This is a genomic window from Kitasatospora sp. NBC_00240 (assembly GCF_026342405.1).
Classification (GTDB): Bacteria; Actinomycetota; Actinomycetes; order Streptomycetales; family Streptomycetaceae; genus Kitasatospora.
Map to the genome: position 1 here is coordinate 4,625,852 of NZ_JAPEMU010000001.1, position 14,014 is coordinate 4,639,865.

Consider the following 14,014-nt stretch of genomic DNA (forward strand, 5'->3'; position numbering starts at 1 on the left):
CCGGGGGATGGGAGCTGTCGATCTCACTGGGGTCCTCTGGATCTCGTCAGGATGACAGGGTGGGGGGCGAGGTCGGCCCGTGGTGGCGGGCCTGCTCGGGTGCCGATCCGTGAGTGCCGTCCGGTGCTGTCCGGGCACGGGGATGCCCGGGCGTCCGGCGGCGTGAGGGGTGGTCTGCGGGTGGTGCGCGGGCCGAGATCATCTGGAGCCTCCGGTGGAGGGCCGACGTACTCATGGCGGGGCGGCGGCGCGCCGCCGGGGAGGCGGCGCGGTCGAACGGCGGCGCGGCGAAGCGGCCGGCGCGGCGCCGGGGAGGCGCGGCGGTACGGCAAAGCGGCGGTGCGGAGGTACGGGAGTGCGGAGGTGCGGCTACGGCGGTGCGGCGGTGCGGGGCGGTACGGCGGTGCAGCGGTGCGGGCGGTACGGCGGAGCGGCGGTACGGCAGGCAGCAGGGCGGCAGGGCGGTGGCGCGGCAAGGCGGCGGTGCGGCGGAGCTGCGGTACGGCGGAGCGGTGGTACGGCAGGGCGGTGGCGCGGCGGAGCGGCAGAGCGGTCGTACGGCGGAGCGGCGGAGCGGAGGGGGTGGGCGTGCGGGCGGGGAGGAGCCGCGCCGTCCCCCCTCAAGGACGACGCGGCCTACGGCGGGCGGCGGCACTGTCAGGCGGCGCTGCACCCACCGCGTACGCGGTGCCGGCCGGGCCTGCCCCGCGCAGGCCGGCCGTTCACGCCCCGCGCAGCCAGACGGCGGTGTCCGCCGGGAGCAGACCGTCCGTGAGCGGGCCGCTGGCCAGCAGGACGGCGCAGCCGGTGGGCAGCGGCGCCGGGTTCGGGGAGAGGTTGACGACACAGCTGAAGCCGGTGCCCCGGCGGAAGGCCAGGACGCCGGCGTCGCCCGCGAGCCACTCGAACTTGTCGCCGCGCAGGCCGGCCTCGGCCCGCCGGACGCCCAGTGCGGTGCGGTAGAGCGAAAGCATCGAGCCGGGCTCGGCGGCCTGCGCCTCGACGGTGAGCGCCGCCCAGTCGGTCGGCTGCGGCAGCCAGGGCTCGACGCCGGCCGGCGAGAAGCCGTACGGCGCCTCGGTGCCGGCCCACGGCAGCGGGACCCGGCAGCCGTCCCGGCCGGGGTCGGTGCCGCCGGAGCGCAGGTGCATCGGGTCCTGGAGCCGCTCGATCGGCAGGTCCTCGACCTCGGGCAGCCCGAGCTCCTCGCCCTGGTAGAGGTAGACGGCGCCGGGCAGCGCCAGCGAGAGCAGCGCCGCCGCCCGGGCCCGGCGCAGGCCCAGCACCAGGTCGGTGGGGGTGCCGAAGGCCTTGGTGGCGAAGTCGAAGCGGGTGTCGCGGCGGCCGTACCGGGTGACCGTCCGGGTGACGTCGTGGTTGCAGAGCACCCAGGTGGCGGGGGCGCCGACCGGGGCGTGCAGGGCCAGCGTGGAGTCGATGGAGGCGCGCAGGCCCTCGGCGTCCCAGGGCCGGGCGAGGAAGTCGAAGTTGAAGGCGGTGTGCAGCTCGTCCGGGCGCAGGTAGCGGGCGAACCGCTCGGCGTCGGGCAGCCAGACCTCGCCGATCAGGATCCGGGTGCCGGCGTAGGAGTCGGCGATCGCCCGCCAGCTGCGGTAGATCTCGTGCAGCTCCTCGAGGTCGGCGTACGGGTGCGGGTCGACGTCCTTGACGAAGTCGGGCAGCGCCGGGTCCTTGGCGAGCAGCGCCGCGGAGTCGATCCGCACCCCCGCCGCGCCGCGGTCGAACCAGAACCGCAGGATCGACTCGTGCTCGTGCCGGACCTGCGGGTGGGCCCAGTTGAGGTCCGGCTGCTGGACGGCGAACAGGTGCAGGTACCAGTCGCCGGGGGTGCCATCGGGGTTGGTGGTGCGGGTCCAGGGGCAGCCGCCGAACTCGGACACCCAGTCGTTGGGCGGCAGTTCGCCGGCCGGGCCGCGGCCGGGCCGGAAGTGGAACAGCTCGCGCTCCGGGCTGCCCGGCGCCGCCGCCAGCGCCTCCTTGAACCACGGGTGCTCGGAGGAGACGTGGTTGGGGACGATGTCGACGATGGTGCGGATGCCGAGGCCCAGCGCCTCGTCGATCAGCTTCTCGGCCTCGTCCAGGGTGCCGAACAGCGGGTCCACGTCGCGGTAGTCGGCCACGTCGTAGCCGCCGTCGGCCATCGGGGACGGGTACCACGGGTTGAACCAGATGGCGTCGACGCCGAGTTCGGCGAGGTACGGGAGGCGGGAGCGGACCCCGGCCAGGTCTCCGGTGCCGTCGCCGTTCCCGTCGGCGAAGCTGCGCGGGTAGACCTGGTAGATCGCCGCGTCGCGCCACCAGTCCGACTGCTCGGACGGGTGCCTGGAGTTCTGTCCCACGGTGGGGGGTCCTTTCGACCGGAAGCGGAGACGAGCGTGGTGGGATGGACCGCCGGCCCGCTCGCGGGGATGGCAGGTGGGGCCGGCGGCCGGTCTGGCGGGGTACTGCACTCGGCCGGTCAGCCCTTGAGGCCGCCGGAGGTCAGGCCCGACATGATGCTGCGCTGGAAGACCAGGAAGAAGAGGATGGTCGGCGCCGAGGCGATCGCCAGCGCGGCGATGATGACGTTCTGCGGGACGCCGGTGGCGAGCGACCTGATGCCGATGTTGAGGGTCTGGTCGGCCGGGTTCGGCTGGACCAGCATCGGCCAGAGGAAGTCCTTCCAGACGTTCACCACGGCGAAGATCGACACCACGCCGAGGATCGGCTTGGACATCGGCAGCACGATCGAGCGCAGGGTCCGCAGCGGGGAGGCCCCGTCGATGGCGGCGGCGGCCAGCAGGTCCTGCGGGATCGAGTCGAAGAAACGCTTCAGCAGGAAGATGTTGAAGGCGTTGGCGACGGTCGGCAGCCAGATCGCCCAGGGGGTGCTGATCAGGTTGAGGTGCAGCAGCGGCAGGTCCAGCACGGTCAGGTACTGCGGCACGATCAGCACCGCCGACGGGATCATCAGCGTCGCGAGCATCATCCCGAGGATGAGGTTGCCGAGCACCGGCCGCAGCTTGGAGAGCGAGTAGGCGGCGGCCACGTCGAAGACCAGCTGGAAGGCGAGCGCGCCGAACGCGTAGTAGCAGGTGTTGAAGAGCAGCCGGCCGATCTTGAGCTGGCTCCAGGCGGTCGCGTAGGTGTCCCAGTGGATCTTGGACGGGAAGAACGTCGGCGGGCTCTGGACCACCTCCTGGGTGGACTTCAGGCCACCGGTCACCAGCCAGTACAGCGGGCCGATGAAGACCAGGGTGAAGACGACCACCACGACGGTCAGGACCGTCCAGTAGACGGCCTTCCCGAGCGGCCGGTCGAGCTGGGTCTGCGGGACGATCGTCCGCATCTGCGGTTCTTTGGCTGCCATGGTCGGCTCCCTTCCTAGTCGTTGTCGCTGTTGCGGCTCAGCCGCGAGTACAGGGCGGAGAATCCGGCGAGGACCACGAGCATCACCAGGCCGAGGGCCGAGGCGACGCCGTAGTTGTTGCCGCCGAGGTCGAAGGCGTACTCGTAGACCAGGTAGACGACCGTCATGGTCGAGTTCTGCGGCCCGTTCCCGCCGGTCAGCAGGAACGGCTCGACGAAGACCTGCATGGTCGCGACGATCTGCAGCAGCAGGAGCAGCGACAGGATCAGCCTGGTCTGCGGGATGGTCACGTGCCAGATCTTGCGCAGCAGCCCGGCACCGTCCAGGTCGGCCGCCTCGTACAGCTCGCCGGGGATGCCCTGCAGCGCCGCGAGGTAGATCAGGGTGGCGCCGCCCATGTTCATCCAGGTGGCCGCGATCACCACCGAGACCATCGCGGTGTCCGGCGAGTTGAGCCAGGCCGAGGTGGGCAGGTGCAGCGTCTTCAGGATGTCGTTGAAGAGGCCGTAGTCCGGGTTGTAGAAGTACTTGAAGAGCAGCACCGCCGCGACCGGCGGCATCATCACCGGCAGGTACACCAGGATCCGCAGGTAGGCCTTGGCGTGCCGCAGTTCGTTGAGCAGCACCGCGACGAAGAACGGCAGCGCGAAGCCGAGCACCAGCGCGAGCACCGTGAACAGGAAGGTGTTCCGCCAGGCGTGCCAGAAGTCCGGGTCGTCGAAGATCCGCTGCAGGTTGTCGAACCCCACCCAGGTGGTCTTGCCCCGCTTGGTCTTCTGGAAGCTCATGATCACTTCGCGGACCATCGGATACCAGGTGAAGAAGCCGAAGCACACCAGGGCCCCGAACAGGAAGCCGTGCGCCGACAGGTTGCGGCGGACCTTCTGGCCGAGTCCCGAACGCTCCCGGCCGCCGGTGCCCTGCCCGGCGGAGCCGCTGCCCGCCGGCGCGGACCGGCGGTTGGTCTTGTAGGGGGAGATGGTCCCGGCCATCGGTTCTCCTGGTGTGCTGGCTGTACAGGCTGGTCGGACGGGTGCCAGAGGTACGGGGGCCGGCCGGTCGGCCGGCCCCCGTCCGCTGCTACTGGAGGCTGCTGAGGACCTGGTTGGCCTGGCTCTCGGCGTCGGTGAGCAGCTTGGTGATGTCCGCGTTCTTGTCGGTCAGCACGGCGGAGACGGCGGCGTCCAGCACCTTGTAGAGCTGCTGGGCGTTGGCCGGCTCGGTCTTGCCGGGGACCGGGGTCGAGACGTACGGCGCGTAGTTCTTCACCGGGACGGTCGCGCTGGCGGCCTTGGCGGTGTTGTCGGCCGCGAGCGAGGCGCCGCCGAAGAAGCTCGGCTGCGGGATGCCGACCGGCAGGCCGTCGGTCTTGTTGCGGGAGTAGTCGAACTGGCCCTTGCCCATGGTGAGGTACTTGAAGTTGACCCAGGCGACGCCGGCCTTGATCTGGTCCGGGGTGGAGCCCTTCTTGAAGAAGCGGCCGTCACCACCGAGCAGCGCGGCCTTGCCGCCCGGCATCGGGCCCATGCCGTAGTCCTCGTAGTTGCCCTTGAGGGTCTGCACCATGTAGGTGATGTCGTCCGGGGCGCCGACGTAGATGCCGAGCTTGTCGGTCGAGGTCTGCGTCATCAGGTCCGGCCACTTCAGGCCCTGGGTGGCGCCCATGGAGTTGTCGGTCCAGCGCATGTCGTACAGGTTCTGCAGGACCTGCTTGCCCTCGGCGCTGTTGAAGGCGACCTTCTTGCCGTCGTCGGAGAGCATCTTGCCGCCGAGGCCGTACAGCTCGGCGGTGAAGTGCCAGCCGCCCTGGTTGGTGGCGCTGTAGTCGCCGTAGCCGTTGACGCCGTTGCCGAGCGCGGCGATCTTCTTGGCGTCCTCGCGGATCTCGGCCCAGGTGGTAGGCGGCTTGTCGGGGTCCAGGCCGGCCTGGGTGAAGAGCTTGCGGTTGTAGATCAGGCCCATCTTGTAGTTGGTGACGGGCAGACCGTAGAGCTTGCCGTCGGCGTCCTTGAGGGTGCTGAGGACCGACGGGTCGATGTCCTTCAGCGCGGGGACGGTCTTCTCGTTGACGTACGCCGAGATGTCCTGTGCCCCGCCCGCGTCCAGGATCTGGTTGGTGTCGGTGAAGTACGCGTAGAAGAGGTCCGGCTGCGTCTTGCCCGCGAGCTGGGCGGTGAACTTCGCGGGCTCCTCGCACGGCGAGCCGTCGGTGGCCTTGATCGTGACGTTCGGGTAGATCTTGTTGAACGCCGCGATGTCGTCGTCCCACTGCTTGCGCTCGGCGGGCTTGGTGGTCGGCGGCTGGCAGTCGGCGGTGATGGTGACCTTGGTGGCCGGGTCCAGCGGAGCGGCGGCGTCGCTCGCCTTGCTGCCGTCACCCGACGACGAACCGCCGCCGGAGCTGCTGCACGCGGCGGCCGAGAACGCCAGGCCGGCGACGACGACCGCGACGGCCGATCTGTGGAGAAGCCCGTTTGTCTTCATGTTCGGGTGGACCCTTCTACAAGCACGGTGGGCACGGTTGGCGCTCGGGGCGCAGGAGAGCCCATGTGGTTCCGGTGGGGGCCGCCCCGTCCTGCGGACGGTGCGGGGACGTGCGACGTGCGGGGAGGTGATGCACCTGGTTGCGCGGCTCTTGGTGCCACCCGGGGGCGTCCGTCGCGGACCCTGTGCGGGCCCTCCGGCGGGTGCCCCCTGGCGGCGCCGCTCACTTAACCACTCCTCGACAGATGACCACAAGATGTCTACAGGATTTCGCAAAAACACGATGCTTAGTCGTGACTTTGCGAACCGTCGGACCGCAACCAGGCGATCCTGGACATGACAGGAGGGCGCGTGCCGCAGCACGCACCCTCCTGAAAAGCCCGCCGCAAGCGCCCGGCGACCCCTCGCGCAGGCAGCCGACGGCCCCGACTACGACACCGGGGCCGGCCCCGCCACCACCGCCGGACCAGCGCCGCGGCGCCCGGACGCCCCACCGCGACCGGGCGCCGGACCACTGGACGCGCGCACCACCAGATCCGGCTCGAAGGACACCTCGTCGTGGTCCACCCGGGCCCCCGCCATCTCGCTGACCAGCAGGTCCACGGCCGCCTTCGCCATCGCCTCGATCGGCTGCCGGACCGTGGTCAGCGGCGGATCGGTGCAGGTCATGAAGGAGGAGTCGTCGTACCCGATCACCGAGAGGTCCTCGGGGACGGCCAGCCGGTGGCGCCGCGCCGCCCGGATCGCGCCCAGCGCCAGCGGGTCGCTGGCGCAGATGATCCCGGTCACCCCGTGCCGCAGCAGCCGGCCCGCCGCCGCCTGGCCACCCTCGATCGAGAACAGCGCCCGCTCCACCATCTCCGCGGGCAGCTCCAGCCCCGACCGGGCCGCCGTCGCCCGCGCCGCCGCGAGCTTGCGGTTCGACGGGACGTGGTCCTGCGGCCCCAGGATCAGCCCGATCCGGTCGTGCCCCAGCTGCCGCAGGTGCCCGAAGGCCTGCTCCACCGCCACCGCGTCGTCGCAGGACACCCGCGGGAAGTCGAGCGTGCCGTTGCCGGCGTTGAGCAGCACGGTCGGCACCCCGCGCTCGTACAGCTGGGCGTAGTGCCCGTGCGGGGCGTCGTCCTGCGCGTACAGCCCGCCGAAGAAGACCACCCCCGACACCTGCTGCTGCAGCAGCAGGTTCACGTACTCCGGCTCCGACACCCCACCGGCCGTCTGGGTACAGAGGACCGGCGTGAACCCGTTCTGGGCCAGCGCCGCCCCGACACTCTCGGCGAAGGCCGGGAAGATCGGGTTCTGCAGCTCCGGCAGCACCAGGCCCACCAATCGGGACCGCTGCCCGCGCAGCTGCGTCGGCCGTTCGTAGCCGAGCACGTCCAGCGCCGTCAGCACCGCCACCCGGGTGCTCTCCGACACGCCGGGCCTGTCGTTGAGCACACGACTGACCGTCGCCTCGCTCATCCCGACCTTCTTCGCCACTGCCGCAAGTCGTCGAGTCATGATTGCGATCCTAGAGCAGAATGATCGCAATTATTTTCACAACGATGCTCGTATTTTTCTCCACTCTGCATGACTAGTGCTCGTATCATGCCCTCCGGGCGACAATCGACCTGCGGGGCGACGACCCGGACGAGGGCCCGGGCAGCTCGGACGAGGGCCCGGACGACAGCTCGGGCGACAGCTCGGACGAGGGCCCGGACGACAGCTCGGGCGACAGCTCGGGCGAGGGCCCGACGGGCGTGCGCGACCCGGGTTACCGTCGCCCGTAGGAGGCCAGCAGGCCGGCGCGGGCGGCCCCCGCGTCCAGCAGTGGCGGCACCACCGACCTGCGTGGCCCCCGTCCGGAGGCCAGCACCGCCGCCCGGACCGCCGCCGGCGTCGCGCCGGGGAACTCCGACAGCAGCAGCGCGACCGTCCCGGCGACGAACGGCGCGGCCGCGCTGGTCCCGGTCAGGACCAGCGGACGCCCACCGGGGCCCAGGCTCGCGACCGCCTCACCCGGCGCCCCGACGCCCCGGCCGCCGATCGAACCGCCCAGGTTGGAGAGGTCCATCGGCCTGCCCCGCCGGTCGTACGCGACCACCGGGACTGCCCACGGATGGCGGACGATCGCCGAGGACCCGAGCGCCCCCTGGTTCCCCGCCGCGACGACCGTGATCACGCCGTGGGCCGCCGCATGATCCAGCGCCCCCTCCAGCTCGCGGTTCCCCGCACTGGAAGGCCGCTCGGGCGCCGCGCTCAGGTTCAACACCCGGGCCCCCGCGTCCACGCACTCCACGACGGCGGCCGCCAGGTCCTCCAGCCGGGCGGCCGGCCCCGTCCGGCGCCCGGGCCCGTCCCCGGCGAAGATGGGCCGGACCAGAAGTGTGCAGCCCGGACAGACACCGGGCGCCCCGGACGACCGACGGCCGCTCAGCACACCCGCGACGAAGGTGCCGTGCAGGCAGGACGCTCCCCCGTCCGCCACGTCGCAGGCTCCGGCACGGGTACCGCCACCGCCGCCCGGGAGCACCACCACCCGCCGGCCGGCCAGCCCCGGATGGCCGACCGCCACCGGACCGTCGATCAGGCCGACGACCACCTCCGACCGCCCCGCGGAGCGCGCCATCACCGAGCTCAGCCCGACCAGTTCCAAGGGCCCCGCCATGGCCTCACCCTCCGTGCACCGGGACGGTACGGCCGGCAGCGGGCCGTAGGACCACTCCGCCGCCCGGTCGCGGCATCGCCGCCCCGCTCACTTCGGGTTCAGCAGGCACTCGTGCAGGCAACTCCGCTGGCAGGTCCGGCAGACGCTGCTGCCGGGGTGCCGGGCGCAGACGTCCCGGCAGAGCTCCCGGCACTCCAGCCGGCAGTACGCCAGCGGGACGCCGGCCGTCTGCGGCACGAGCTGCGGCCCGATCGGCCGGGCGATCGACCGGCCGGACGGTGCGGCCCGGTACTGCCCGCTCTCCCGGTACAGCGCCGACTCGGCCGTGAAACCCGGAATTCTCATCGCTGCTCACCTCTCTCTTCCCGTCCCTCTGCCGGCCCCTCTCCCGAAAAGCCGCCCCGCACCTGGTCAGCGGTCGTAGTAGGGCGACAACTTGGTCACCAGGAAGGGGAATTCCTCGGTGACATCGACGCGTACGAAGAACTTCTCCGTGACATCCGTGCGGCGGCCCGTGAAGGAGAGCAGGACATCGATGATTCTGCGGGTCCCGCTCAATCGCGACTCGCAGAACCCGACCGCGCTCAACGAGGAGTCGTCCGCGTAGGCCTCCACGGTCTTCTCGTAGATGCGCGGGTACCGGACCGCCAGGTAGTTCAGGGCCCGGTGCTCGTCGGTGTCACCCGCGTTGTCGCCCAGTTGCATGATCCTTCTGAGCAGTTCGTGCGAGGCGGGCTCGAATTGCTCGGCACTGATCCGCTCGGGCCGTTCGATCGCCCGCACCAGATCCCCGCTGTCGAAGGAGTAGATCTGGTCGACCCCCACCACCGGCAGGGTCAGCCCGTTGCAGAGGCCGGGCGGCGCGAGCGACCCGCGAAGTCCGATGACGACGTCCAGGTCACTCGCGCGCGGCTCCGCGCGTACGGCCTCGACCAGGAGGTCGAAATCGAGCGGATCGCGCGGCCGCAGAATGTACGTCTCGATCCCCTGCACACTCAGCACGTAGCACAACTGCCGTGCCAGATAGCGGTTCTCGCGCTGGGCCAGGACGGACCGGACGGCCTGGCGATCGGTCCGCTCCCTGGTGTCGGACCGGGCCATGTTCTGGGCGATCTCCTTCTCGACCCCCAGGCTGGGGATCCGGAAGTCGATCTGGCCCAGCACGTAGACGTAGGAGGGCTCCACGACCGCTCCACCGGCCGTCTCCGACGCCGACCGGCCACCGCAGCAGCCGTGCCCGGCGCGACAGCCGCAGCCCGACGCCGCCGGGGGCGCGGTGGATCCGCAGGCCGGGGCGAGCAGATCCGGCTCGTCCGCAGGCCGGCCCTGCGCCTGCTGTTCCTCGGCCTCTTCCCGGTACTCCTGCTCCATCAGCTACTCCTAGAACGAGCCGACGCGTGGCTTCGGCACACGCGCTCCGGGCATCCGGCACCTGGCCTGTCACCGGCCCCGCCTGCCACCCGCCCCCCTCACCAGCAGCACCCGGCGGTTGAGCGCCGCCGCTCGCCGCTCGCAGCCGCCGCAGGGACGCCGGAGCCCCATCGCGTAGGTCACCTGCCGCACGGCGTCACCGAGGCCGATCTCCTCGTCCGTGACGAACCCGGGCAGGCGCACCCGGCGCTGGCGGGTCCCCCTGCTCTCCCCGGCCGGACCGTCACGCCACTCGTCCTCGCTCATCGCGCCCTCACTCCTCGCACGTCTCGCCCTCGGCAGCTTGTCGGTCGGCTTGTCACCACAGGCGGCTCGACCCGGGCGGCGGCTCGACCCGGGCAGGCAACTCGGCCCGGGCGTCCCGCCTCGCAGGGCATCGCCTCGCACCGCAACGAGCGCCGCGGTCCCACCGGGCGGCCTCGCCCACGTCGGGACAGCGCCCGACGGCGTCCGGGGCCCGGGCACTCGGTCTGTCGGGTTCCGGGCGCCCGCGATCCGCGGCCTGCGGGAAGACCGGCGTGCACTGCTCCGAACCTTGCTCCGGAGAGCCAGAGCCGTGGTCATCCGCCTCCTTCCAGCCTGCTCCGCCTCGCCCCGGTCGGCACCTCGGGGTCGAGGGAGCCCGACCGGAGCCTGTCAGCAGCGCGCCGCGGGGCCCGGCGGAGGCACCGACGGGCCCCGGCGGCCACAGCCTGCGACCACAGGGAGTCAACCCCTGAGCGGGCCCGGGCTGACCGCCGCCGCGAGCAGGTCGGAACCGGTCGGCGAGCGTAGGCTCGAAGAGAGGGCCGGCAGCCGCGACGGCCTTCCGGGAGGCCCGCGCGGGGGCACCGGCCGACCGGGGTCGACGGCCTCCGGACCCGGACCACCCAGACGGGAGCGGCATCATGACCATGCCCGGATTCCAGGCCGAGGCGTCCCTCCGTCGGAGCCCCGGACCGTACGCCAGGGCGCCCCGACCGGCCACCGCCGGTGCCCTGGTCGTTCCCATGTGGAGCGACGAGGAACGGCAGCGGCTGATCGAGTGCGATCGGCGCTACACCAACTGCGAGTACTGGTGCGACGTCCAGTTCCCCGACGGCCCGTACGAGCTGCGGCAGCAGTGCAACGTCGAGTGCAATCAGGACTACGACGCCTGCGCCGCCTCCAACGCCTGACAGCCGGTGGCCGGACAACCGGTACCCGGTACCCAGCACACGGCACACGGCACACGGCACACGGCACACGGCACACGAAAGTGTCAACCGCCGTGCCTGGCGGGGATGTTCGACGGCCGGAGCAGCCGCTGTCGGCGAGGCCGTCACTCCGGCGCCGCGGGTCCGACGCCCGGACGGGCGCCCGGGCCCGGACAGGGGCCGAATCGCAGGGAGCCCGCTCGAACGGGAGCGACCCGGTCCGCGTGTCGCGGACCGGGTCGCCGAGGTGGGCCGCCAGGGGCTCGAACCCTGAACCTACGGTTCGTTTCACGTAGTTGGCTCACCTGCAGCGATACAGCTCAACGGTCGGTTGACCTGGGAAAAGGCATCTCGCCTTATCTCTCGTTATCTCGGCTTATCACTGCCTCATGTGTCACGAATGTGTACTGCGAGACAGGACGGCGCCGCCCGGTGTCTCACCACCGGACGGCGCCTGAGCCGGGGCCCCTAGGTAACAGGGAGTCCGACCTTGACGCACGACCCTACCCCCGCCATGCCTGCCCGCCGGCGCAGGCTGCCCGACTACGCGGCCACCGGCCCGCTGTACCTGCTCATGCTGCAGATGGGCCTGAGCGTCGACGACCCGCGGGACGTCCTGCTCGCCGCGGCCTACCAGCTGGCCGCCCGCCTCGAGCGCCACATCGCGCCGTGGGACGCCGAAGGCCTCGACCTGCTCGACGCGCACACCTCGTACCGGCTCACGGCCGGCCCGTGCAGCGTCCACCTGGCCGCCCGCGTCGCCGGCTACACCGAGCTGCAGAGCAGCCCCCGGTGAGCGCCCCGACCACGGCGTGCGGTGTCCGCCGCCCCGGATGGACGGACGGCCCGGCCATCGGCCGCCACCGCCTTCCCTGCGTGCTGCCCGCCGGCCACGGCCCGCGGCACCGCGACGCCCTCGGCGAGACGTGGCAGGAGCCCGTCGTCACCGTGCACACCTGCGACCACGGGCCCGTGACCCTCCCTGAGCCCGCCTGGTGCACCGGCCGGCACGAGGACGGCCTGCACCTGGTCGACCTCTCCCACGACGGCCCCGAGACCCTGCTGACCGTCGGCACCGAGCGCGGCGACGTCGAGCTGATGCGCCTGTTCCTCACGCGGTCCCCGCACTCCGGCCGGCCCGAGGACCGGCGCACCAGCCTGGTGGTGGAGATCGGCAGCGAGTGCCACCGCTTCCGGGAGGAGAGCGCCCTGCGGATGCTGGCCGCCGAGCTGGTGGTCCGTGCCGGCCGGGTGCGTGACCTCGCGGCCGAGCTGACCGCGGTTCAGGATGCGGAGAGTGCCCTGTGATGCGCGACCACTCCAGCCGGCTGACCGCCGCCGCGGCCGCCGTGATCGGTCTGCTGACCGGCTCCGCGTTCTGGCTGTCCTACGCGCACCTGCACACTGTGGCCGCCGAGCACGGGCTCGGCGGCTCCCCGGCCCGGGCGTGGGCGTGGCCGGGCTGCCTGGACCTGTTCATCGTCGCGGGCGAGTTGCTGATGCTCCGCGCTTCGCTGTCCCGCCGTACGGACTGGTGGGCGATCGGGCTGACCGTGGTCGGCTCGGGCGGGTCGATCGCGCTGAACATCGCCGGTGTTCAGGGGTCCGACCCGCTGGACTACGTGGTCGCCGCGGTGCCGCCGACCGCCGCGCTGCTGGCCTTCGGCGCCCTGATGCGGCAGGTCCACGACGCGCTGAGCAACGGTGCAGGTCAGACCGCCCTAAGCATTGCTGAGACCCCTGCGAGCCGCGACCTCGTTCACATTGTCAACGAGGTCGCCCACACCCCCTCTGACCTGCAATTTTCCCGGATCCGGGAAAATGCCCAGGGCGCTGACCAGGCTTTTTGCGCGGTCCCGCAAGAAGCCCCGGCCGATTCGGCGATCGCCGAAACAGGGATCAACCGTGGCGGTACCGCAACGGTTGTGAGGGACAGCCAGTCCCTCACAGAGGGACAGTCCGTCCCCCTGTCGGTTGAGAGGGTCAAGTTGACCCCGTCAGAGGTCCCGGCGGGACCCCTGTCTGTTGGGTCCCCCGGGGACCTTGCAAACGGGGAGGGTACTCACCCGGCGAGTACCCCCGACCATGTTGGCGGCGCCGCCCGGAAGGGTGTGCAGACCGTGCACACCCCCGAGGTTCCGTCAGCCGCCGTGACGGAATTCGTAACGGAAAGGGCGTCCACGGCCACGGACACCCCCGGGGGCAACCGTGGCGGTACCGCAACGGATGGCGTCGGCCCGGCCGACGCCAGTGCCCTCGATGCCGTCGAGGCCACCCCAGATGCACCGCATCCGGCTGCATCTGATGCTGCATCCGGGCACCCGTGGGCGGCTGACCAACGACTGCCCGAGGTTCCGTCCGCCGGCCGGACGGTACCCGTGCTCGGCCCGATCCCGTGGCCCGGACTGGACGGCGCATCCGTGCATCCGGCCCTGCATCCGGCCGCATCCGCCGCAGGTCAGGACGACCTTGATCACTTTGCGGGTAGCCGCAAAGTGATCACCGGTGACGTCAGTGCAGCTGACCCCACCCCGGGGCCGGATGCACCGGACGCACCGGATGCACTCCCGGATGCGGACGCACCCGAAGCCGCCCTGATCGCCACGGCCCGCGCCGTCGACCGGGCCGCCCGCGCCGAGACCGGCCGCGCCGCATCCCTGCGCCGACTCCAGGCCGAACTGCGCATCGGCCAGCCCCGCGCGCAACAGCTGCAGCGCATCCTCGCCAACGCCTAAGGGGCCCCCTTCCCATGCTGCTCGCCCTCGCGGCGTGGCTGCTGCTGACGGCGGCCGGGTTCACCGGCCTGGCCGTCGTCGCGCCCCACGCCCTCCCCGCGGTCCTGCGGACCACCGCCCTGATCGTCATCGCCTGCGCCTGCGTCGCCGGCCTGTTCACCCTGTGAGG

The 14,014-nt window shown here is 71.8% G+C and carries 14 protein-coding genes; 5 read left to right on the forward strand and 9 right to left on the reverse strand.

Features of this window, described 5'->3' with window-relative positions; translation table 11 throughout:
- Positions 1 to 722 precede the first annotated feature (722 nt).
- The 9 genes from OG689_RS19510 to OG689_RS19550 form a co-directional block, all read right to left on the reverse strand.
- On the reverse strand, positions 723 to 2,360 hold the full coding sequence (locus OG689_RS19510; protein ID WP_266322031.1) for a glycoside hydrolase family 13 protein: 1,638 nt from the start codon (positions 2,358 to 2,360) through the stop codon (positions 723 to 725).
- Positions 2,361 to 2,479: 119 nt separating this feature from the next.
- On the reverse strand, positions 2,480 to 3,370 hold the full coding sequence (locus tag OG689_RS19515) for a carbohydrate ABC transporter permease (protein WP_266322033.1): 891 nt from the start codon (positions 3,368 to 3,370) through the stop codon (positions 2,480 to 2,482).
- 14 nt (positions 3,371 to 3,384) lie between these two features.
- A complete protein-coding gene (locus OG689_RS19520) occupies positions 3,385 to 4,362 on the reverse strand; it encodes a carbohydrate ABC transporter permease (RefSeq protein WP_266322035.1) in 978 nt (325 codons plus the stop codon).
- An 88-nt stretch (positions 4,363 to 4,450) separates the two neighbouring features.
- Positions 4,451 to 5,854, reverse strand: coding sequence for an extracellular solute-binding protein (locus OG689_RS19525; protein WP_266322036.1), 1,404 nt, complete (start codon positions 5,852 to 5,854; stop codon positions 4,451 to 4,453).
- A gap of 429 nt (positions 5,855 to 6,283) precedes the next feature.
- The gene (locus OG689_RS19530) at positions 6,284 to 7,357 is read right to left on the reverse strand and encodes a LacI family DNA-binding transcriptional regulator (RefSeq protein WP_266322038.1); all 1,074 of its coding nucleotides are present in this window, start codon (positions 7,355 to 7,357) and stop codon (positions 6,284 to 6,286) included.
- A gap of 253 nt (positions 7,358 to 7,610) precedes the next feature.
- Positions 7,611 to 8,504, reverse strand: coding sequence for a S8 family serine peptidase (locus OG689_RS19535; protein ID WP_266322039.1), 894 nt, complete (start codon positions 8,502 to 8,504; stop codon positions 7,611 to 7,613).
- Positions 8,505 to 8,591: 87 nt separating this feature from the next.
- Entirely contained in the window at positions 8,592 to 8,849 is a 258-nt protein-coding gene (locus OG689_RS19540) for a hypothetical protein (RefSeq protein WP_266322041.1), read from the reverse strand.
- Between the two features lie 66 nt (positions 8,850 to 8,915).
- Positions 8,916 to 9,875 (reverse strand): hypothetical protein, encoded by a 960-nt coding sequence (locus OG689_RS19545; RefSeq protein WP_266322042.1) that lies wholly within the window; start codon positions 9,873 to 9,875, stop codon positions 8,916 to 8,918.
- A 69-nt stretch (positions 9,876 to 9,944) separates the two neighbouring features.
- Positions 9,945 to 10,181 carry a hypothetical protein gene (locus tag OG689_RS19550; protein ID WP_266322044.1) on the reverse strand — a complete coding sequence of 79 codons (237 nt, stop codon included), beginning with the start codon at positions 10,179 to 10,181 and terminating at the stop codon, positions 9,945 to 9,947.
- 641 nt (positions 10,182 to 10,822) lie between these two features.
- Here OG689_RS19550 and OG689_RS19555 point away from each other — a divergent pair.
- The 5 genes from OG689_RS19555 to OG689_RS19575 all read left to right on the forward strand — a co-directional run bounded on the left by OG689_RS19555 (position 10,823) and on the right by OG689_RS19575 (position 14,012).
- Positions 10,823 to 11,092, forward strand: a complete 270-nt coding sequence (locus OG689_RS19555; protein ID WP_266322045.1) for a hypothetical protein — start codon at positions 10,823 to 10,825, stop codon at positions 11,090 to 11,092.
- Positions 11,093 to 11,600: 508 nt separating this feature from the next.
- Positions 11,601 to 11,906 carry a hypothetical protein gene (locus tag OG689_RS19560; protein WP_266322046.1) on the forward strand — a complete coding sequence of 102 codons (306 nt, stop codon included), beginning with the start codon at positions 11,601 to 11,603 and terminating at the stop codon, positions 11,904 to 11,906.
- Positions 11,903 to 12,418, forward strand: coding sequence for a hypothetical protein (locus tag OG689_RS19565; protein WP_266322047.1), 516 nt, complete (start codon positions 11,903 to 11,905; stop codon positions 12,416 to 12,418). The genes OG689_RS19560 and OG689_RS19565 overlap by 4 nt, the downstream gene beginning before the upstream one ends.
- On the forward strand, positions 12,418 to 13,845 hold the full coding sequence (locus OG689_RS19570) for a DUF2637 domain-containing protein (protein ID WP_266322049.1): 1,428 nt from the start codon (positions 12,418 to 12,420) through the stop codon (positions 13,843 to 13,845). Before OG689_RS19565 ends, OG689_RS19570 begins: the two co-directional genes overlap by 1 nt.
- A 14-nt stretch (positions 13,846 to 13,859) precedes the next feature.
- Entirely contained in the window at positions 13,860 to 14,012 is a 153-nt protein-coding gene (locus OG689_RS19575; RefSeq protein WP_266322051.1) for a hypothetical protein, read from the forward strand.
- Positions 14,013 to 14,014 lie beyond the last annotated feature (2 nt).